The organism is Variovorax defluvii, assembly GCF_039541515.1.
Lineage (GTDB): Bacteria > Pseudomonadota > Gammaproteobacteria > Burkholderiales > Burkholderiaceae_C > Variovorax > Variovorax defluvii.
In genome coordinates this window covers 564,118-583,925 of sequence record NZ_BAABGJ010000081.1, presented here as the reverse complement: position 1 = coordinate 583,925, position 19,808 = coordinate 564,118, and the positions used below count along the sequence as shown (strand labels likewise).

17 protein-coding genes are annotated in these 19,808 nt (G+C 69.0%); 7 read left to right on the top strand and 10 right to left on the bottom strand.

Annotated features, from left to right (window positions below; all coding sequences use genetic code 11):
- Position 1: 1 nt before the first annotated feature.
- Genes ABEA07_RS28255 through ABEA07_RS28245 form a run of 3 tightly spaced genes read right to left on the bottom strand, consistent with a single transcriptional unit; the run spans position 2 to position 1,633 of the window.
- The gene (locus ABEA07_RS28255) at positions 2-355 is read right to left on the bottom strand and encodes a phage holin family protein (protein WP_345542084.1); all 354 of its coding nucleotides are present in this window, start codon (positions 353-355) and stop codon (positions 2-4) included.
- A gap of 24 nt (positions 356-379) precedes the next feature.
- Positions 380-844 (bottom strand): hypothetical protein, encoded by a 465-nt coding sequence (locus tag ABEA07_RS28250; RefSeq protein ID WP_345542083.1) that lies wholly within the window; start codon positions 842-844, stop codon positions 380-382.
- 51 nt (positions 845-895) lie between these two features.
- Positions 896-1,633: a TerC family protein gene (locus ABEA07_RS28245; protein WP_345542081.1), complete on the bottom strand. Its 738-nt coding sequence runs from the start codon at positions 1,631-1,633 to the stop codon at positions 896-898.
- 417 nt (positions 1,634-2,050) lie between these two features.
- Here ABEA07_RS28245 and ABEA07_RS28240 point away from each other — a divergent pair, with 417 nt between their 5' ends.
- The gene (locus ABEA07_RS28240) at positions 2,051-2,515 is read left to right on the top strand and encodes a DUF3717 domain-containing protein (RefSeq protein ID WP_345542080.1); all 465 of its coding nucleotides are present in this window, start codon (positions 2,051-2,053) and stop codon (positions 2,513-2,515) included.
- 12 nt (positions 2,516-2,527) lie between these two features.
- Positions 2,528-2,833, top strand: a complete 306-nt coding sequence (locus ABEA07_RS28235; RefSeq protein WP_345542079.1) for a putative signal transducing protein — start codon at positions 2,528-2,530, stop codon at positions 2,831-2,833.
- Positions 2,834-2,879: 46 nt separating this feature from the next.
- Here ABEA07_RS28235 and ABEA07_RS28230 read toward each other — a convergent pair whose 3' ends face one another.
- The 4 genes from ABEA07_RS28230 to ABEA07_RS28215 form a co-directional block, all read right to left on the bottom strand.
- Positions 2,880-3,440, bottom strand: coding sequence for a YaeQ family protein (locus ABEA07_RS28230; RefSeq protein ID WP_345542078.1), 561 nt, complete (start codon positions 3,438-3,440; stop codon positions 2,880-2,882).
- Positions 3,441-3,503: 63 nt separating this feature from the next.
- Positions 3,504-4,892 carry an adenylosuccinate lyase gene (gene purB, locus ABEA07_RS28225; RefSeq protein ID WP_345542077.1) on the bottom strand — a complete coding sequence of 463 codons (1,389 nt, stop codon included), beginning with the start codon at positions 4,890-4,892 and terminating at the stop codon, positions 3,504-3,506.
- A gap of 89 nt (positions 4,893-4,981) precedes the next feature.
- Entirely contained in the window at positions 4,982-6,052 is a 1,071-nt protein-coding gene (locus ABEA07_RS28220) for a M48 family metallopeptidase (RefSeq protein WP_345542076.1), read from the bottom strand.
- Between the two features lie 88 nt (positions 6,053-6,140).
- The gene (locus ABEA07_RS28215; protein ID WP_345542075.1) at positions 6,141-7,301 is read right to left on the bottom strand and encodes a YjgN family protein; all 1,161 of its coding nucleotides are present in this window, start codon (positions 7,299-7,301) and stop codon (positions 6,141-6,143) included.
- 106 nt (positions 7,302-7,407) lie between these two features.
- On the opposite strand from ABEA07_RS28215, the gene ABEA07_RS28210 reads away from it, so the two are divergent.
- Positions 7,408-8,019, top strand: a complete 612-nt coding sequence (locus ABEA07_RS28210) for a glutathione S-transferase N-terminal domain-containing protein (protein WP_345542074.1) — start codon at positions 7,408-7,410, stop codon at positions 8,017-8,019.
- 277 nt (positions 8,020-8,296) lie between these two features.
- On the opposite strand, the gene ABEA07_RS28205 is transcribed toward ABEA07_RS28210, so the two are convergent.
- Entirely contained in the window at positions 8,297-8,905 is a 609-nt protein-coding gene (locus ABEA07_RS28205) for a glutathione peroxidase (protein ID WP_345542073.1), read from the bottom strand.
- A 128-nt stretch (positions 8,906-9,033) separates the two neighbouring features.
- Between ABEA07_RS28205 and ABEA07_RS28200 the strand changes: the two genes are divergently transcribed.
- Together ABEA07_RS28200 and ABEA07_RS28195 are read left to right on the top strand one after the other, a co-directional pair.
- Positions 9,034-9,891, top strand: coding sequence for a ferritin family protein (locus tag ABEA07_RS28200; protein WP_345542072.1), 858 nt, complete (start codon positions 9,034-9,036; stop codon positions 9,889-9,891).
- A gap of 81 nt (positions 9,892-9,972) precedes the next feature.
- Complete coding sequence (locus tag ABEA07_RS28195) at positions 9,973-10,914, top strand: RNA polymerase sigma-70 factor (RefSeq protein WP_345542071.1); 942 nt, start codon at positions 9,973-9,975, stop codon at positions 10,912-10,914.
- An 80-nt stretch (positions 10,915-10,994) separates the two neighbouring features.
- Here the strand turns inward: ABEA07_RS28195 and ABEA07_RS28190 are convergent, their stop codons facing one another.
- Together ABEA07_RS28190 and glnE are read right to left on the bottom strand one after the other, a co-directional pair.
- Positions 10,995-12,038 carry a septal ring lytic transglycosylase RlpA family protein gene (locus tag ABEA07_RS28190; RefSeq protein WP_345542070.1) on the bottom strand — a complete coding sequence of 348 codons (1,044 nt, stop codon included), beginning with the start codon at positions 12,036-12,038 and terminating at the stop codon, positions 10,995-10,997.
- Complete coding sequence (gene glnE / locus ABEA07_RS28185; protein ID WP_345542069.1) at positions 12,031-14,802, bottom strand: bifunctional [glutamate--ammonia ligase]-adenylyl-L-tyrosine phosphorylase/[glutamate--ammonia-ligase] adenylyltransferase; 2,772 nt, start codon at positions 14,800-14,802, stop codon at positions 12,031-12,033. Before glnE ends, ABEA07_RS28190 begins: the two co-directional genes overlap by 8 nt.
- A 25-nt stretch (positions 14,803-14,827) precedes the next feature.
- Here glnE and ABEA07_RS28180 point away from each other — a divergent pair, with 25 nt between their 5' ends.
- Positions 14,828-18,946 carry a YhdP family protein gene (locus tag ABEA07_RS28180; protein WP_345542067.1) on the top strand — a complete coding sequence of 1,373 codons (4,119 nt, stop codon included), beginning with the start codon at positions 14,828-14,830 and terminating at the stop codon, positions 18,944-18,946.
- Positions 18,947-18,973: 27 nt separating this feature from the next.
- Entirely contained in the window at positions 18,974-19,789 is an 816-nt protein-coding gene (locus ABEA07_RS28175; RefSeq protein ID WP_345542066.1) for a carbon-nitrogen hydrolase family protein, read from the top strand.
- Positions 19,790-19,808 lie beyond the last annotated feature (19 nt).

Here is a 19,808-nt window from a genome sequence, read left to right as displayed (position 1 = left end):
CTCAGCGCCTGGCGAACAGGCCGCCCAGCGCCGACTCGATGATCAGGCCCAGCAGCGAGTAGATCAGCGAGCCGATCAGCGCCGCGACGAAGCCGTTGACGTGAAAGCCCGCCAGCAGCCCCGAGGCGGCCCAGAACAGCAGGGCGTTGATGACGAACAGGAACAGGCCCAGCGTGACGATCGTGACCGGCAGCGTGAGCACCACCAGCACCGGCCGCACCACCATGTTGAGCAGGCCGATCACCGCCGCGGCGATCAGGGCCGACGTGAAGTTCGGCACCTGCACGCCGCTGTAGATGTAGGTGACGGCCAGCAGCGCCAGCGCGCTCAGCAGCCACTTGAGGAGAAGGCGCATGCGTCGGATCGGGGCGTTGCCGCCTTACTCCGACAACTCGTTGGCCAGCATGAGCAGCGCGCCCATGCCCAGCACGGCGCCCGGCAGCGCCCAGCCGGATTGGGCGGGCGGCTGCACGTTGGGGGCCACAGGCTCGAGCTCGACGCCGATCTTCGGCCGGCGCGCATCGATCACGCGCCCGGCGCCGTGTTCCATCTTCAGGCGCTGCGTCAGCTCGGCGAGCGGCCCCTTGGCCAGCACCGGGGTGACGCGGCTTTCTTCCAGCAGCAGCAGCGGCATCAACTGCTCCTGCGTCTTGGCGAACCACTTGGCGCGCCAGTTCTCGCGCGCGCTGTGGCTCACCCACTTGCTGATGCGATGCGTCATGCGCGGCGCACAGGCCACCAGCACCCAGTGGCGGGCACCCGTGCCGACCGCCTCCGGCGTCAGCCGCGACAGAAACTCGCGCGCGTAGGCCGCATCGTCGACATACAGAATGATCTTTTCCACGGGATGCTCCTTCTTGTGTCGTGTGAAAGGTGGCCGACGTGTCGAACGGACTCAGGCGGTGGCGGTGTCCTGCTGCTTGGGCCGGCGCATCATCACCCACTTGCCGATCGCGAGTACCAGCAGCGCGCCGAGCACACCGGCAATGTAGCGCACGGTATCAGTCTGCGGCAGCTTCGGCACCCAGGTCCAGGCGGCGGTGTTGACCACGGCGGGGTCGGTCACGGCCATCGTGCCGGCGATCCAGCCCAGCAGCATGCCGCCCAGCGTGATGATGATCGGGAAGCGGTCCATCAGCTTGATGACCAACTGGCTGCCCCAGACGATGATCGGGATGCTCACCAGAAGGCCGAAGATCACCAGCGGCATCTGGTGGCCCTCGCCCGCACCCTGCGCGGCACCCGCGATCGCGATCACGTTGTCCACGCTCATCACCAGGTCTGCGACGATCACGGTCTTCACGGCGGCCCACAGCTTGTCGCTGGCGGCGATGTTGCCGTGCCCTTCGTCATGTTCGGGCGCCAGCAGTTTGACGCCGATCCACACCAGCAGCAGCGCGCCGGCCAGCTTCAGGAAGGGAATGGCAAGGAGAGTGAGCGCGAAGAAGATCAGGATCACGCGCAGCAGGATGGCGCCGGCAGTGCCCCACAGAATGCCCTTGGTGCGCTGGGCCGGAGGCAGCTTGCGGCAGGCCAGTGCGATGACGACGGCGTTGTCGCCGCCCAGGAGGATGTCGATCATGATGATCTGACCGACGGCGACCCAGAATTCTGGGGTCATGAACTGTTCCATAGAGTCCTCTGTTCGAATTGCTTCATTCCGGACGAGTCGGATCAAGCGGATGAATGAGGACCCTCGGGGTCCCGAGCCACGCAAACGCTTCGACCGAACCCGAGCGGGGTTCCAATCGAAGGTCTTGCTCGGCAGCGCGAACTGCCCGACAGGCCGGAAGTGTTATGCCTCGTATTGACGACCTGTCGAAGATCCGACCTCGCGGAGGCGGATGGGAGCTACTCCCCTTCGAGGGCTGGATTAAAGCATCGAGGCTTTGCCCTGGCAACCGGATTTTTCCGAGGCCTCAAGAAAAATAAGCCGAAAAATGGCGCCAGTTGGCCGTTCGTTGCTATCAATATGAGAGCGCGTAGGGTCCTTTGCTGTGCGTGGCACCGAGCCGGACTATGATGCCCACCCGATTTTTCCCGACCCTCCATGGCCGCCATCCACATCACAGACATCGAGGCCGCCATCAATTACTGGCGCGAGAAAAAGCCCTCGCCGGACGGCATCACGCTGGCCCCCGAATTGCGGGCGCTGGCCGAGGTTTACGCGCTGATGGTTTTCCACCACGAAGACGAAGCCTCCGAAGTCGGCTTCCCGGCCAAGGCCTGGGACGCCTGGCTCGCCTGGTACCAGACCACGCCCGACACCCCCTGCATCGCCATCTGCTCCACCAGCCAGGGCGACGACGAGTGCAAAGGCTGCGGCCGCACCTTCGACGAGGTCCAGCATTGGCCGTCGATGACGCCCGGCGAGAAGCGCGCCACCTGGCGCCGCATCACCCTGCAGGACAAGGCCTGGCGCTTCAACCGCTATGCCGAGCGCGCTCGCGAGGCCGAGCCCGCCTGGCCGGACGACGTGCCCGCGGATGGCGTGTCCGCGGACATGCCGGCCTGACAGGGCCGCATCATGCGCCGCCTCGCGCAAGCGCCCAACCTGGCGATCGCCACGCTCTGGGCCGACGTGCTGCGTGAGGAGGGTGTGGCTGCGTCGGTGCAGCGCGAATACCTGGGTGGGGCGGCGGGCCAGTTGCCGCCCGATCAATGCCTGCCCGAGGTCTGGGTCGAGGACGAGGCGCAGTTCGAGCGCGCCGAGCAATTGCTTCACGCGCTGCAGCATCGGCCGCAAAGGCGCTGGCAATGCCGATGCGGCGAACTGGTGGAGGGTGGCTTCGAGCAGTGCTGGCGCTGCGGCGACATGATGCACAACCCTTGATGCAGACTCCGCGGACCAGGGTGCGCCGCTGCGCCCGCGCTGGCTCCTATTTCAAGCGCAGCGGCTCGATGTCGACGCTGCGCGAGCCATTGCCCAGCATCAGCGCGCCTTCCTGGATCGTGGCCTGCAACTGCATCGAGCGTTGCGCGAGCGTGGCCAGTTCCTGCGATTCGGCCGCGGGGACCCGGTAGACCGCCAGGTTCTGCGGCCGCGTGAGCTTGTTCTCGATGCCGCGCCACCAGACCTCGGCGGCATGGTGAAAAGCGTAGACGATCATTTCGTCGGCCTTGCCGCACGCCTTGATGATGGGCTTGTCTTCGGGCTGGCCGACCTCGATCCATAGCCGCACGGCCCCGGTGAAGTCGCGCAGCCACACGTCGGGTTCGTCGGGGTTCGACAGGCCCGCGCCGAAGGCCAGTGTCCCGTCCCCCTGGCAGACGTCCTGCAGCTTGTGCGCGTTGAGTGCCAATGCCGCCAGGCGGATCATCATCCGCTCGTCGGTCTCGCTCGGATGGCGCGCCAGCGTCAGTGCGTGGTCGGCGTAGTAGCCGTGGTCGATGTCGGCCACCGCGAGGTTGGCCTTGAAGATGGTGGATTTGAGCGCCATGGGTTGGCGAGTGTAGGGGCGCAGGGTGGCAGGGCGCCGCCCCGAGGGCCTCAGGACGCCGCCTCAGGACCCCTTGGCCCTCCGCGCCAGCTCGGCGGCTTTGCCGGTATAGCTGGACGGCGTCATGGCCAGGAGGCGCGCTTTCTCGGCCTCGGGAATCTCGAGCGAGCGGATCAGCTTGTGCAGCGCCTCGGCGGTCACCGTCTTGCCGCGCGTGACCTCCTTGAGCTGCTCGTAGGCGCCCTGCACGCCGAAGCGGCGCATCACGGTCTGGATCGGCTCCGCCAGGACTTCCCAGGAGGCGTCGAGGTCCTCGGCCAGCGCTTCTTCGTTGAGCTCCAGTTTGCCCAGCCCGGTCGCCAGGCTGGCGTAGGCCAGCACGGCATAGCCGAAGGCCACCCCAATGTTGCGCAGCACCGTGCTGTCGGTCAGGTCGCGCTGCCAGCGGCTGATCGGCAGCTTCTCGCTCAGGTGGCGCAGGATCGCGTTCGCCAGGCCCAGGTTGCCCTCTGCGTTCTCGAAGTCGATCGGGTTCACCTTGTGCGGCATGGTCGAGGAGCCGATCTCGCCCTTCTTGAGCCGCTGCCTGAAGTAGCCCAGGCTCACGTAGCCCCACACGTCGCGCGCGAAGTCGACCAGGATGGTGTTGAGCCGTGCCACCGCGTCGAACAGCTCGGCCATGTAGTCATGCGGCTCGATCTGGATGCTGTAGGGCTGGAAGGTCAGGCCCAGGCCCAGCGGCGCCGGCGTCTCCACCACCTTGCGGCTGAAGGCCTCCCAGTCGAACTCGGGCCAGGCCGCCATGTGGGCGTTGTAGTTGCCCACGGCCCCGTTCATCTTGCCCAGCAACTGCACGCCGGCGATGCGCTCCCGCGCCTTGGCCAGGCGCACAGCCACGTTCGCGATTTCCTTGCCGACCGTGGTCGGGCTGGCGGTCTGGCCGTGCGTGCGCGACAGCATCGGCACCGCCGCGAAGCTGTCGGCCATTTCGCGCAGGGTGGCGATCAGCCCGTCGATCGCGGGCAGCAGCACCTTTTCGCGCGCTGCCTGGATCTGCAAGGCGTGGCTGGTGTTGTTGATGTCCTCGCTGGTGCAGGCGAAGTGCACGAACTCGGAGGCCGCCATCAGCTCCGGCCGAGCCTCGAACTTGGACTTGATCCAGTACTCGACCGCCTTCACGTCGTGGTTGGTGGTCTTCTCGATCTGCTTGATCGCGATGGCGTCGGCCTCGGAGAAGTTGTTGACCAGGCCCAGCAGGTACTTGCGCGCGCCGCCCGTGAGCGGCTTGAACTCCGGGAAGCCGCAGTCCGACAGCGCGATGAACCACGCGACCTCGACCTGCACCCGCCGGTGCATGTAACCCTGTTCGCTCATCAGCGGCCGCAGGGCCGAAAGCTTGGCCGCGTAACGGCCGTCGAGGGGGGAGAGGGCGGCGACGGTGGAAAAACTCATGCCCGAATTTTAGGCGGCGGCCGGGGTCCTTCAATTTCGGTGGGACCGGTGGGACCGGTGGGACCGGTGGGACCGGTGGGCCGGGTGGGTCAGTTGGCGGCCGCCTCGCGGAAGAAGGCGATGCGCTCTGCCGTGGCAGGGTGGGAGGAAAAAGCCAGCCCGATCGCATCGTCGTCCAGCCCCGCGCGCTTGTGCTCGGCGCGCCAGCGCTCGAGGGCCTCGAAGAAGCGGACCATCACGCGCGGTGAGATGCCGGCCGCGCGCATCAGGCGCACCGACTCGGCGTCGGCCTCGCGCTCCGCGTCGCGCGAGTAGCCCAGCGTGCCCAGCAGCACCGGTGCGCTGCCGATCAGCGTGCCGTAGTCGCCGAAGGCCACCGACATCGCGAAGCCCAGCGCCGAGGCCTGCACCAGTTGCCGCATCGCATGGCGCAGGCGGACGTGGCCAAGCTCATGGCCCAGCACCGCGAGCACCGCATCCTCCTCGCCCGGCAGCAACTGCACCAGTTCGTCGGTGAGGATGATGGTGCCGCCCGGCAGCGCCAGCGCGTTGGGGCCGAGCCGGCGGTCGCGACCGCGCCGGAACTCGAGCTTCCACGCCGGGGCATCGTCCGGATGGGCCGACTGCACCATGCGCGCGAAGGCCTCGCGCAGACGTTCCTGCTGCTGCGCGGGCAGGGCGCTGGGCAGCAGCAGCGACTCGTCGATGCTCTCGAGCACCTCGGTGCCGATCATCGCGTCCACCCGCAGCGGCACGGCGGCCGTGATGCCGCGCGCGGCGAGGGGCAGGCCCCACTGGTACATGAGCGCCAGGGCCGCGAGCAGCAGGACCACGGCCAGCCCCACGCCGCGCCAGTTCTGCTGGGCCCGCACCACCCAGCCCTCGCGGCGGCCGAGTTGCGCCACCCATGCATCCCAAGCCGGGACATCGAGCGCCTGCACGCTCGCGCCGCCCGGCAAATGCAGCAGCCGGCCGCCGTGGCGCGTGCGCTCGGGCCAGCGCAGCTGGGCCAGCGGCAGGCGCAGCGTCTCGAAGCCCTCGCCGGAACCTGGCGCGGCCTGCGGTTGGATCAGCAACTCGTCGCCCTGAGCGTACAGGCGCGCCGGCTGCGGCCGGGTGCTGCGGCCGTTGAAGTAGCGGACCTCCAGGGGCGCGTTCATTGCAGCAGCTTCGCAGTGGCCGGGCGGCGGCTCGCTGCAGTACCTTCGCCTGCGGTTACGGTCTTGGCCTTCGGAACGGCCGGGCGGCTCACAGCCCGATGTCCAGGCCGAAGAGGTCAGCCGCCATGTCGCCGGCGGCGCCGGGGTCTTCGCTTCGCGCCACCTGGCTGATGTCGTCCAGCCCGATGCGCGTGTGCAGCGCGACCGCCTCCACCTGGGCGCGCCGCGTGTTCACCACCGCGAAGGGCCAGTACAAGCCGAGTGTGAGGAAGATCAGCAGGTAGTTCTTGCACTGCAGGCCCAGGTAACGGCCCAGCTTCAGCCGGCTGTCGAAACGCAGGACCTCGTTGCCCGTGGTCGACCACAGCAGGTTCTGCAGCCGCACCTGCAGGTAGGACTTGGGCAGGATGTTGACGAGCAGGATCGCGCTGAAGCCACCCAGCACGGCCGTGACCACGAAGCCCGCGCCCATCCCGCTCTTGCGGCCGATGAAGCCGAACAAGGCGACCGCCGCGACCAGGAGCAACACGGCCACGACAGTGACGCCGATCAGCTTGATGAAGATCCCGTAGAGCACGCCCAAGTCGGTCTTGAGCCGGGTCTGCAGCGGGCCGATGGCGTAATGGTCGTGCTGGTAACGCCGAACCCGCCACAGGAAGTAGGGAATGCCGGCCGTGAAGGCCAGCATGCACAGGCCGACCGCGCCGCCCACGATCGGGGGCAGGGCCGGCGGCCCCTTCGCTTCCTGCGGCATGCCACCCATCGCGCCTGCAACGGCCACCGGCAGCAGCGCCAGGGCCAGCGGCGGCAGCATGCAGGCATAGGCGCCGCGCAGGTCGCCCGCGAAGTGAAAGCGCAGGCCGCGCCAGCTGGTGTTGGCCAACCGGAATCGCATCGACGCGCGGAACAGCGCGGGCCACAGCGCCACGAAGGCCAGCGCCGCCAGCAAGGCGGCCCAGCCCGAGAAATTGCTGCCCACCGAGTAGGCGATCAGGAAGCCCGCGGCGACCAGCGTGCCGCGCAGCATCTTCAGCGGATCGCCATGGAAGTCCAGGGCATCGCCGCCGATCCAGGTGTTGCTGTAGAAGTACTTGAGCTTGCGCACCTTGGCCCAGGGAAGATAGAGCCCCAGCGTGACGACGATCAGCAGCAGGTTGACGATCCAGATTCGAAAGTACTCGCTGCCGCTGGCTGTGAACTCGATCGGATGTCGCGCAGGCGCACTGGAACCGGGCGCTTCTGTGTCCATTTCTGCACCTTCTCCCTCGTTGGCAGGAAGCCGGGATTCTGCATCCTGCGCCTTCCCCTAGAATCAAAACGCTACAACGATGACCCCTAGGGGGGAGAGAGCCCGCATGAAACTGATCGGATCCGCTGCCAGTCCCTATGTTCGCAAGGTGCGCGTGGTCATGGCCGAGAAGCGGCTCGACTACCAGTTCGTGATCGAGGACGTCTGGTCCGACGAGACGACGATCGCCAGTTCCAACCCGCTCGGCAAGGTGCCCTGCCTGATCATGGAGGGCAGCGAGGCGATGTTCGATTCGCGCGTGATCGTGGAATACCTCGACACCCTGTCGCCGGTCGGCAAGCTGATTCCCCAGCAGGGCCGCGAGCGCGCCGAGGTCAAGACCTGGGAGGCGCTGGCCGATGGCGTGATGGATGCCGGCGTGCTCTGGCGCCTCGAAGCCACCTGGCCCCGGCGCGCCGACGGCGAGCGCAGCCAGGCATGGATGGATCGCCAGCGCGCCAAGGTCGAGGGCGGTATCCGCGCGATGGCCAAGGGACTGGGCGACAAGCCCTTCTGCAGCGGCATCCACCTGAGCCTGTCGGACATCGCGGTCGGCTGTGCGCTTGGCTGGGTCGGCTTCCGATTCCCCGACATCGACTGGCGCGGCGACCACCCGAACCTGGGCAGGCTCTACGACAAGCTCATGCTGCGCCCCAGTTTCGCCGACACGGCGCCCTGAAAGCGCCCGGCCCTCAAAGCAAAAGCCCCGCGTCGCGGGGCTTTTGCTTGTTGCTCGAGATGATCGAGGGGGAAGATAAAAATGTCGCGAGGCGCCCCAAGACGAAGGAGGGAGGGAGGGAGGAGGAGAAGAATCGCCTCAGGATTTCAACCGCACGTCGAGCGTTCGGAAGGCCTCGCAACATGAAAACGGGTCGGAGTTCAATCAACCGAACCCGTATGAGCCCCATCCCCTCGGCCCGGTTCCCGAGCCATTGGTAAGCGATTGTGAACGGCGTCTATTGCGGGCCCAGCTGCTTTTCGACGTCGCGCACGAAGCCGCGATCATCAGGGGAGGTCATGCTCGAATAGGACTCCACCACCTTTCCCTCGCGGCTGATCAGGTACTTGTAGAAATTCCACTTCGGTGTAGTGCCTGACGCCTGTGCCAGTTCCTTGAACAGCGGGTTGGCGTCCGCGCCGCGCACGGAGGACTTGGCGAACATCGGGAATTTCACCCCGAAGGTGCTTTCGCAGAACTCGGCGATCTCCTTGTTCGTGCCCGTTTCCTGCGAAAAATCGTTCGACGGAAAACCCAGCACCACCAGCCCGCGCGAGCGGTACTTGCCGTCCAGCGCCTCCAGGCCTTTGTACTGGGGCGTGAAGCCGCAGAAGCTCGCGGTGTTCACTACCAGCACCACCTTGCCTGCGTACTGACACAGCGCCTGGGGTTTTTCGTCTTGCAGTCGAGGGAAGGTGTGCTGCAGGATGGGCGGGCAACTGGCGGAGCCGGTGGAGCCGGCCGAAGCGGCAGGGGCCGTCGCATTTTGCGCGCTGGCCCCCGAAGAAAGCAGGCAGGCCAGGGCCGCGGCGAGCAGACAAATGGGCTTCGGAAGGGGGTGTCGCATGGCATGTTCCAAGAGTCGAGATTCGGCCGTGCGGGTTCGCGGCCCGTGCGTCTATACCGCATCATCGCGCGCTTGTCACGGCCGTGCCAACACCGGCGTCTAAAATCGCCCGGTTCAGAAAGTCATTGATGCTCTACCCGGAACTTTTCAGACAGCTCGAATCCGTCCGCTGGGACATGGACAGGGACATTCCCTGGCAGTCCTTCGATGCGAGCCGCCTCTCCGAGGAGCAGGCCCAGACCATCAAGATGAATGCCATCACCGAGTGGGCGGCCCTGCCGGCCACCGAGATGTTCCTGCGCGACAACCGCCACGACAGCGATTTTTCCGCCTTCATGTCGATCTGGTTCTTCGAGGAGCAGAAGCATTCGCTGGTACTCATGGAGTATCTCAAGCGCTTCAGCCCCCAGCACGCTCCGACAGAGCAGGAACTGCACGACGTGCGCTTCGATTTCGACCCGGCCCCACCCCTCGAAACCCTCATGCTGCATTTTTGCGGCGAGATCCGCCTCAACCACTGGTACCGCCGCGCGGCCGAGTGGCATACCGAGCCGGTGATCAAGCACATCTACACCACGCTGAGTCAGGACGAGGCCCGCCACGGCGGCGCCTACCTGCGCTACATGAAGCGGGCGCTCGAGAAGTTCGGCGACGAAGCCCGTGCCGCATTCACCAAGGTCGGCGTGCTGATGGCCAGTGCCCGCCGCACCGCGCAGGCGCTGCACCCGACCAACCTGCACGTCAACAAGGCCCTGTTTCCGAACGACACCATCCAGAGCCGCGTGCCCGATCCCAACTGGCTCGAGCATTGGCTGGACAAGCAGATCAAGTTCGACGCCGTCTGGGAAAACAAGGTCGGCGATCGCATCCTGCATAACCTGAGCCTGCTCATGAACCGCAGCTTCAAGACCGTCCAGGAACTCAACCGCTACCGCAAGGAAGTGGCGGCCTCGCTGGGGCCCAAGCCTGAATACCAGGGCGCCTGAGTCCCGTCCGCGTTCCGAAGGGACTTCCCTGCCGCCCTTCGGCGCTTGTCACGCAAGGGCGGGCTCGCCCGTCTTGTGAGCATGGACGCCTCCACCCGCACCTTCGATATCCATCGCAAGCGCCTGCATGGCATCGCCTACCGCATGCTCGGCTCCACCGCCGATGCGGAGGATGTGGTGCAGGACGCCTGGCTGCGCTGGAACGATGCCACCGTCGAGGCCCTGAGCAACCCGGAAGCCTGGCTGGTCACGGTGGTGACGCGCCTGTCCATCGACCGGCTTCGAGCCGCCAAGCTGCAGCGCGAACACTACGAAGGCCCCTGGCTGCCCGAGCCTTTGCTGACCGAAGCGCCGGCCTCGCCCGAGCAGATGCTGCAGCGCGTCGACGACGTGTCGGTCGCCTTCCTGGCCGTGCTGGAACGACTCGCACCCGAGGCCCGCGCTGCATTCCTGCTGCGCGAAGTGTTCGACGCCGACTACGCCGACCTGGCGCGCACCCTGGGCAAGAGCGAGGCGGCCTGCCGCCAGCTGGTGCACCGCGCCAAGGCCCAGATCCTGGACGAACGTCCCCGCTTCACGGTCGAGCGCGAAGTCCACTGGCGCCTGATGCAGGCTTTTGCGCAGGCGGCCGCGAGCGGCGACATGCAGAGCCTGAAGGCACTCCTGGCCGAAGATGTCGAACTGGTCGGTGACAGCGGCGGCAAGGTGCCGGCCTTCCGCAAGATGCTGCGGGGCGCGCAGCGCATCGCGCAGTACTACTTCGCCGTTCCGCGCCTGTTGGGCAGCGGCCTGCGGCTCGAGGTGGTCGAGATCAACGGCGAGCCGGGACTGCTGCGATTCTTCAACGAGGCGCTCGAGTCGGTGCAGACCATCGAGACCGACGGCGAGCGCATCCTGCGCATCCGCACTCAGCGCAATCCCGAGAAGCTCACCCACATCGCCGCGCATTTCTCGACGCGCGTCGTCACGCGGGCGGAGCTGGAGGCGCTGCGCACACCCGCGCCGGATGCCGGCACGTCCTGAGCACCTCCGGAAATGACCTCGTCATGCCCGCTCCCAGGGGTCGAGCAACGTGGCAGAGCCACTTTGGCTTGAGAGCTCGCTCAGCGGCGCTCGACGATCATCGGCGCGATCTGCAGCCCGTTGCGCACCTGCTCGGCCATGTCGCGCGCCACGTCGCGCGAGGCGAAGGGCCCGGCCTGCAACCGGTAGGTGCCGCGTTCCGCGAAGACGTTGAGCGAAGCGGCCAGCGCGGGCAGGCCGCGCGCCACCTGCTGCTGGAAGCGCTCCACGCCCTCGCGCTGGCTGAAGGCGCCGAGCTGGACCCAGAAGCCGGTGGTGGAGAGCGCGGGTGGCGGCCCGGCGTCCGGCGGCGCGGTCGGTGATGCGGCCGGCGTTCCCGCGTCCGGACCCGGCGGCGTCAGCGTTCCCAGATCACGCACTTCCGTGCGCGGCACGGCTGCCACCGGCGAGGTGAGGGCCGCCGGCACGGCGATGCTGTCGGGCGCGCCCGCGGGCAGGGCAGGCGAGGCCGGCAGAGCCGTCTGGCGCTGCGCCAGAGTCGTATCGCCGCGCCGCCAGGTTCCGGCGTGGATGTCCGCATTCGTGATCCGCTCGATCTCCACCGGCGCCACGCCGCGCAGCAGATCCAGCTTGTAGGCCGCGGTGTAGCTCAGGTCGATGATGCGATCCTCGTGGAAGGGCCCGCGGTCGTTCACGCGCACGATCACCTCGCGCCCGTTGGCCGGGTTGCGCACGCGCACGTAGCTGGGCAGCGGCAGCGTCTTGTGCGCGGCCGTCATCGCATACATGTCGTAAGGCTCGCCGCTTGCGGTGGATTGTGCGTGGAACTTGCGGCCGTACCAGGAGGCCAGACCGGTCTCGCGCCAGGGCCGGTCGTCGGTGATGGGCACGTACGAGCGGCCCAGAACCGCATAGGGCTTGCTGGTGCCGCCGCTGCTGCGGATGGGCTCCACGCGCGGCTCGGCGTCCGGCAGCTGTCCCAGGCCCGCTGGCGGATTGGCCTCGGGGCCGTCGCGGCCGATGCCCGAGGCGCCACCGCGCGGGCCGCTGGCGCAGCCGGCCAGGAACAGCAGCACCGCGCCCGCGAGGAGCCCGAGGCTGCGCGCCTGCGCTCGTTTATTCAAAGACCGCCTTCCACAGGGCGAGCATGGCCTCGCGCTCGGCGACCAGCGAACTCATCGGCACCTGGGTCGGCTCTTCGTTGAGCCGGGCCCGGTGCTGCACGCGACGCAGCTCGCGGTAGGCGGCCGCGGCGTTGCGGCCGATGCCCTGGGGCAGCAGGCCGGCTTCCTCGGCGCGGATCAGCAGGGCGATGTTGCCGACGTTGGGCACCAGCTCCGGATGTGCCTTCGCCTCCGACAGCACCAGGAACTGCACGGCGAACTCGGCGTCCACCATGCCGCCGGGGCTGTGCTTGACGTCGAAGCGGTCCGCCTTGACCGGCCGCGCGGCGCGCACCTTCTCGCGCATCGCCACGATCTCGGCCTTGAGCGCGTCGCGGTCGCGCGGTGCGGTGATCACGGCCTCGCGGATGCGGTCGAAGCGCTCGCACAGCGAGCATCCGCCACCCTCGGCCTCGGCGGCCATGTCGACGAAGCGAGCGCGCGTCATGGCCTGGTGCTCCCAGGTCCAGGCCGTGTTGCTGCCGCGGCCCAGCTGGTACTTCTCGTAGGCGTCGAAGCTGGTGGTCAGCAGGCCGGAGTTGCCGTTGGGCCGCAGCGCCGTGTCGATCTCGAACAGGTCGCCCTCGCGCGTCTTGACCGTCAGCCAGTTGATGAGCTTGCGCACGAAGCTCGCGTAGACCTCGCCGGCGCGCTCGTCGTCGTCGTCGTAGACGAACACGATGTCCAGGTCGCTGCCGTAACCCAGCTCCTTGCCGCCCAATTTGCCGTAGCCGATGATCGCGAAGCGCGGCGCCTCGCGGTGCGGGTTGCGCACCTGCGGCCAGCACCAGCGCGCGGTCACCCGCAGCACGGTGTCGGCCAGCAGGCTCAGGTCGTCCGCCACCTGCTCCACCGTGATGCGACCCTCCACGTCGCGCGCCAGCGTGCGGAACAGCTCGGCATGGTATGCATGGCGCAGCAGGTTGAGCAGCCGCTCCTCGTCGTCCTCGCCCGTCTGGCGCAGAGAGAGATGGCGCGCTTCCAGTTCACGCTCGAACTCGGCGGGCGAGAAGCGCCCGGCCAGCATCTCGGGGCTCGCCAGCTCGTCGATCACGCCCGGATGCTGCATCAGGTAGCGCGCCGGCCACCGCGCCGCGCCCAGCAGGCGCAGCAGCCGCTCCTGCACCGCCGGCCGCTCGACCAGCAGTGCGATGTAGTTCTCGCGGCGCATCAGCGGCTCGATCCAGTCGGCCCAGCGCAGCGCGCCCTGCACGTGGTCGGCGATCTCGCCCGGCCCCTTGCCGTCGGGCTCGCGCAGCCACTGGGCGGTGCGCTGCACCAACTGGCGCAGCCGAACCCGGGTTTCGTCGCGCAGGGCCTGCACGCGCGGGCTGTCGCACCAGGCCTGGATTCGCTCGGCGAAGGCGGGCGGCAGTTCTTCCACCAGGTCGCTCAGGTCACCCGACGCCGCCCCCGCGGACTTGCCGTTGCAGCGCTTGCAGGGCTCCTTCTTCCCGCCCAGCAGCTTGTCGAACTCCTGGGCCACGAACTCGCGATGCACGTCCAGTTGCGCCAGGAAGGGGCAGCAGTCGGCATAGCCCAGGGTCTGTGCGATCCAGCGCAGGTCTTCGTCCTGCACCGGCAGCACGTGGGTCTGCTGGTCGTCCAGGTATTGGATGCGGTGCTCCACCTTGCGCAGGAACTCGTACGCCGCGGCCAGCGCGTCGGCCGTCTCCTGCGGCATCAGGCTGGCGCGCGCCAGGCGCTGCAGTGCATCGAGCGTCGGCCGGGTGCGCAGTTCGGGGAACTGGCCGCCGCGCACCACCTGCAGCAATTGCACGGTGAACTCGATCTCGCGGATGCCGCCGCGCGACAGCTTCACGTCGTTCGCGCGCTCGGGACGCCCGGCGCTGCGGCGCGCGGCCTGCTCGCGGATCTGGCGGTGCAGTGTGCGCAGCGCGTCGAACACGCTGTAGTCGAGGTAGCGCCGGAACACGAAAGGCAGCACCGCGCCGCGAAGGGCCTGGGCCGAACCGTCGGCGATGACGGCGGCCGGCGCCACCACGCGGCTCTTGAGCCACGCGAAGCGCTCCCACTCCCGCCCCTGCACCTGGAAATACTCTTCCAGGGCATCCAGCGACACCACGCTGGGCCCCGAGTTGCCGTTCGGTCGCAGCGCCAGGTCGACGCGGAACACGAAGCCGTGCTCGGTCGTGTCGCCCACGAGGGCATAGATGCGCTTCACAGCGCGCGAGAAGAACTCCTGGTTCGCCAGCCGCGCACGGCCCTGCGGGTCACCGGCAGTCTCGCCGTCGTGGTCGTAGATGTAGATCAGATCGATGTCGCTGGAGACATTGAGTTCGCGCGCGCCCAGCTTGCCCATGCCGACGACCCAGAGCTGAGCCCGCCGTCCCTGCGGCCCGATCGGCGCGCCGTGCTGGGCCTCGAGCTCGGCGCAGGCCTCGCGGCAGGCGACGTCGAGCGCGAACTCGGCGAGCTGGGTGACGGCGGTGGTGACCACGGTCAGCGGGGCCTGCTGCTCGCAGTCCAGCGTGATCAGGCGCTCCATCACCAGCTGGCGCACGATGCGCAGCGCATTGGCCACGCTGTCGCCGCGCTCGCGCAGTGCCGCATAGGCATGCGCCATGTGGGGATGCTGCGGCTCGCCGGACGGCAGCAGGGCCAGTTCGCCGGCATAGCGGCGGCGCAGGCGCTGCATGAAACGGGAATGCGCCGCGCGCGGCGGCACGGGTCCGGCGGAACCGGGTATGAGGCTGGCAGTCATAATTCCCTTCACAGCGCGATCCTCAATGAACGACACGACGTCTTCCCCTTCACGTCTGCTCAAGGTCACCGCTGTTGCGGCGCGCTGGTTGCTGGGTTTGCTGATCGCTGCATGGCTGCTGCTTGCGCTGTCAGTCGTCGTCCTACACGCGTGGATTGTGCCGCGAATCGGCGACTACCGTCCCGCACTGGAGGCACAGGCCAGCAAAGCCATCGGGGTACCGGTGCGCATCGGGTCGATCACCGCCAACAGCGCTACCCTCTTTCCGAGCTTCGAGCTGCGCGACGTCGTGCTGCACGACGATGCGCAGCGCGAAGCCCTGCGCCTGACGCGCGTGGTGGCCAGCGTCTCGCCGCGCTCGCTCTTTCGCCTCAACTTCGAGCAGCTCTACATCGAGGGTCCCGCGCTGGAGGTGCGCCGGGATGCGGCCGGCAAGCTGCACGTCGCGGGCCTGCACATGGCCACCGACACCACCGGCGAGAGCCGCGGGGCCGACTGGTTCTTCGCCCAGCGCGAGTTCGTGATCCAGGGCGGCACCGTGCGCTGGACCGACGACAGCCGCGGCGCGCCGCCGCTGTTGCTGTCCGATGTGCAGTTCATCGCCCGCAACGGCCCGCGCAGCCACACCCTGCGGCTCGATGCCACGCCACCGCCCGAATGGGGCGAGCGCTTCAGCCTGCGCGGGCAGTTCCGCCAGCCCTTGCTGTCGGTGCGCAGCGGCAACTGGCAGAGCTGGGACGGCGTGGCCTACGCCGAACTGCCGCGCATCGACATCCGGCTGCTGGGACAGTACGTGGCGCTCGATGCCCGCGTGCGCGAGGGCGCCGGCGCGCTGCGGGTCTGGGCCGATGTCGACGACGGCCGCATCAGCGGCGGCACGGTCGACCTGGCACTGCTGCGCGTGGATGCCTCGCTGGACAAGGCGCTCAAGCCATTGGTCCTGCGCGACGTCACCGGCCGCCTGGCCGGGCGGATGACCGAGGAGGCGGTCGAGTTCTCGACGGCCGAGCTGCAGTTCCAGACCGCCGACGGCATGCGCTGGCCCGGCGGCAATCTGTGGTTCCAGCAGATCCCGGCCCGCGGCGGCCAGTCCGAGCGGGGCGCGCTGCGGGCCGACCGGCTCGATCTGGCGGCGCTGGCCATGATCGGCGACCGCATCCCGCTGCCGGAGCCCACGCGCAAGCTGGTGGACGGCTTGGCTCCGCGCGGCCTGGTCGAACGCATCGATGCCAGCTGGCAGGGCCCCGCCGCTGCGCCGGACAGGTACCAGGCGCGCGGGCGGGTGAGCGATTTCGCCGTCGCCTCGCAGGCGGCCGAGCCGCCCCCATCGCCGCCGCCCGCCACCCGACGCGGCAACGCCGCATCGGCCCCGGCCGCGCATGCGGCGCCACCGACCCCGATGGCCGGCGTGCCCGGTATCCGCGGCGCCACCATCGACTTCGATGCCAACCAGGCCGGCGGCAACGCCGCGCTGAGCATCGTCGACGGCGCACTGGACTTCCCCGGCGTGTTCGAGGAGCCGGTGATCCCGGTCGACCGCCTCACCGCCCAGCTCGCATGGAAGGTGGACGGCGACCGAACCCAGCTGCAGGTGACCGGCCTGAAGTTCGCCAACGCCGATGCCGAGGGCGAGGCCGTGGCGACCTGGCGCACCAGCGACCCCGCCGCCTCCGGCAGCCGCTCGCGTTTCCCGGGCGTGCTCGACCTGGAGGGCAAGCTGACGCGGGCCGACGGCGCACGCGTGTTCCGCTACCTCCCGCAGCACATTCCGAAGGAGACGCGTGACTACGTGCGCGACGCCGTGCAGAAGGGCAGCGCCAGCGCGGTCGACTTCAAGGTCCGGGGCGACCTCTGGGACATGCCCTTCAACGACCCGAAGCAGGGCGACTTCCGCATCGCCGCCCGGGTGCAGGACGTGAATTTCGCCTACGTGCCGCCCTCCCTCGGGGACGGCCGGCCCTGGCCCGCACTCCATGGTCTTTCGGGCGAGCTGGTCTTCGAGCGCGCCGGCATGCTGGTGCGCAACGCACGCGGGCGCATCGCCGGCGCGCCCGGTGTCGAGGTGAGCAAGGCCGAGGCCCAGATTGCCGACATGGGCCACGCGTCGCCGCTGCTGCGGGTCGAAGCGCAGGCCAAGGGCGCGCTGGGCGAACTGCTGCGCGTCGGCGGGCCCCTGACCGGCGAGGCGGCGCCCACCCTGGCGCGCGCACGCGCCACCGGCAACGCCGACTACAGGCTGCGCCTGGAGCTGCCGCTCTCGGCCATGGACAAATCCAAGGTGCAGGCCAGCATCGCCCTGGCCGACAACGAACTCCAGATCCAGCCGGAGGCCCCCGCCCTGACGCAGGCGCGCGGTAGCCTGAATTTCACCGAGAGCGGCTTCTCCCTGGCCGGCGTGCAGGCGAGGGCGCTCGGCGGCGGCGTGCGACTCGAGGGCACGGGCCGCTACGGCAGCGCCGCGACCGAGCTGAGCTTCCGCGCCCAGGGCATCGCCAGCGCCGAGGGCCTGCGCGCGGCGCGCGAGGTCGACTGGCTGGCGCGCCTGGCCAGGCACGCCAGCGGCAGCACCGCCTACTCGGCCTCGTTCTCGGTGCGCGACAACGCTTCCGAGTTCTCGCTGGCCAGCAGCCTGCAGGGCCTGGGGCTGCAGTTGCCCGCACCGCTGGCCAAGCCGGCGGAGGATGCGATGCCCCTGGCCATCGAGAAGAAGGTCGTGCTGCGCGAGGCACGTGCCGGCGGCAGCATGCAGATGCACGACCGGCTCTCGATCGAGCTGGGCCGCGTCGGCTCCGCCGCTTACCTGCGCGACATCTCCGGCGACGAGCCGCGCGTGCTGCGTGGCGGCATCGGCATCGGCCTGGCCGCGGGCGAATCCGCTGCCGCCCCCGAGCGCGGCGTGCTGGCCAACATCCAGCTCGGCCGCATCGACGTGCCGGCATGGCAGGCGCTGTTCGGCGACACCACCGGCAAGCCGGCCGAGCCGGCCGCGGGCGACGCGGCCGACGATGTGTCGGCCTACATGCCCAGCATCCTCGCGGTGCGGGCGCAGGAACTCGCGATCGGCGGGCGCACTTTGCACAACGTGGTGCTCGGCGGCACGCGTGAGGGCCAGCTCTGGCGCGCCAACATCGATGCCGCCGAACTCAGCGGCTATGCCGAGTACCGCAGCGCCCAGGCCGGTCGCCTCTACGCGCGGCTGGCCCGCCTGAAGATCGCCCCGAGCTCCGCCAACGCGGTCGAGACCCTGCTCGACGAGCAGCCCGGCACGCTGCCCGCGCTGGACATCGTGGTGGACGACTTCGAGCTGCTGGGCCGGCGCCTCGGCCGCGCCGAGATCGACGCGGTCAACCGCGGCGGCCCCGGGCGCGAGTGGCGGCTCAACAGGCTGAGCTTCACCGTGCCCGAGGCCAGCTTCACGGCCCAGGGCGCCTGGGCCGCGGCGCCGGGCGGGTCGCGTGGCCGCACCGAGCCGCGCCGGACCTCCATGGATTTCAAGCTCGACATCACCGACGCCGGCAACCTGCTCGGCCGCTTCGGCATGAAGGACGTGGTGCGCGCCGGCCGCGGCCGCCTCGAGGGCGAGGTGCAATGGAGCGGGTCGCCCTTCGCGCTGGACTACCCCAGCCTGGGCGGCCAGCTCAAGATCGACGTCGAGTCGGGCCAGTTCCTCAAGGCCGAGCCGGGGATCGCCAAGCTGCTCGGCGTGCTCAGCCTGCAGGCGCTGCCGCGGCGCCTCACGCTCGACTTCCGCGACGTGTTCAGCCAGGGCTTTTCCTTCGACTTCCTGCGCGGCGACGCCAGGATCGAGCAGGGCGTGGCCAGCACCAACAACCTGCAGATGAAGGGCGTCAACGCCGCCGTGCTGATGGACGGCTCGGCCGACATCGCGCGCGAGACGCAGAATCTGCGCGTGGTGGTGGTGCCGGAGATCAATGCCGGGACCGCGGCGCTGGTGGCCACGGCCATCAACCCGGCCATCGGCCTGGGCACCTTCCTGGCCCAGATGGTGCTGAGCCGCCCGCTCATCGCCGCGACCACGCAGGAATTCAAGATCGACGGCACCTGGACCGATCCGAAAATCGTCAAGCTGCCGCGCCGGCTGCTGCCGGAAGCGTCGGGCACGCCGCAGGCCCCGCCCCGCTGAACCCATGCACGAACACGGAGCCCGTCCATGAAAGTCGCCGCCATCCAGATGGTCTCGGCCATCGCCCGCGAAGCCAACCTCGCCCGCGCCCATGCGCTGCTGCGTGAAGCCGCCGAAGACGGTGCCGAGCTGGCCGTGCTGCCCGAGTACTTCTGCATGATGGGCGCGCGCGACACCGACAAGCTGGGCCTGCGCGAGACCGACGGCGCCGGCACGGTGCAGGGCTTCCTGGCCGACGCCGCGCGCGAGTTCAACCTGTGGATCGTCGGCGGCACCCTGCCGCTGGAGACGCCCGACGAGGACCACGTGTTCAACAGCTCCCTGGCCTATTCGCCGCAGGGCCGGCGCGTCGCCCGTTACGACAAGATCCACCTCTTCTTCTACGACAACGGCCGCGAGCGCTACGACGAGCGCCGCGTGATCGCGCCCGGCCGAGAACCGGTCTGCTTCGACCTGCCCTCGCGCGACGGCCATCGCTGGCGCATCGGCATGAGCGTGTGCTACGACCTGCGCTTTCCCGAGCTCTACCGCTCGCTGTCGCGGCAGGGTGCCGAGCTCCTGCTGGTGCCCAGCGCCTTCACCCGCACCACGGGCGAGGCGCACTGGGAGGTGCTGCTGCGCGCGCGCGCGGTCGAGAACCTCTGCTGGGTCGTCGCGCCGGCGCAGGGCGGCACGCACGAGAACGGCCGAAAGACCTGGGGCCAGTCGATGGTGGTCGACCCCTGGGGCCACGTGGTGGCCCAGCGCGCCACCGGGGAGGGCGTGGTGAGCTTCGAGCTCGAAGCCCAGGAGGTCGCGCGCGCACGCACGCAACTGCCGGCGCTCACGCACTCCGTTCTCTGACCTTCCCGAGCTTTTCCGA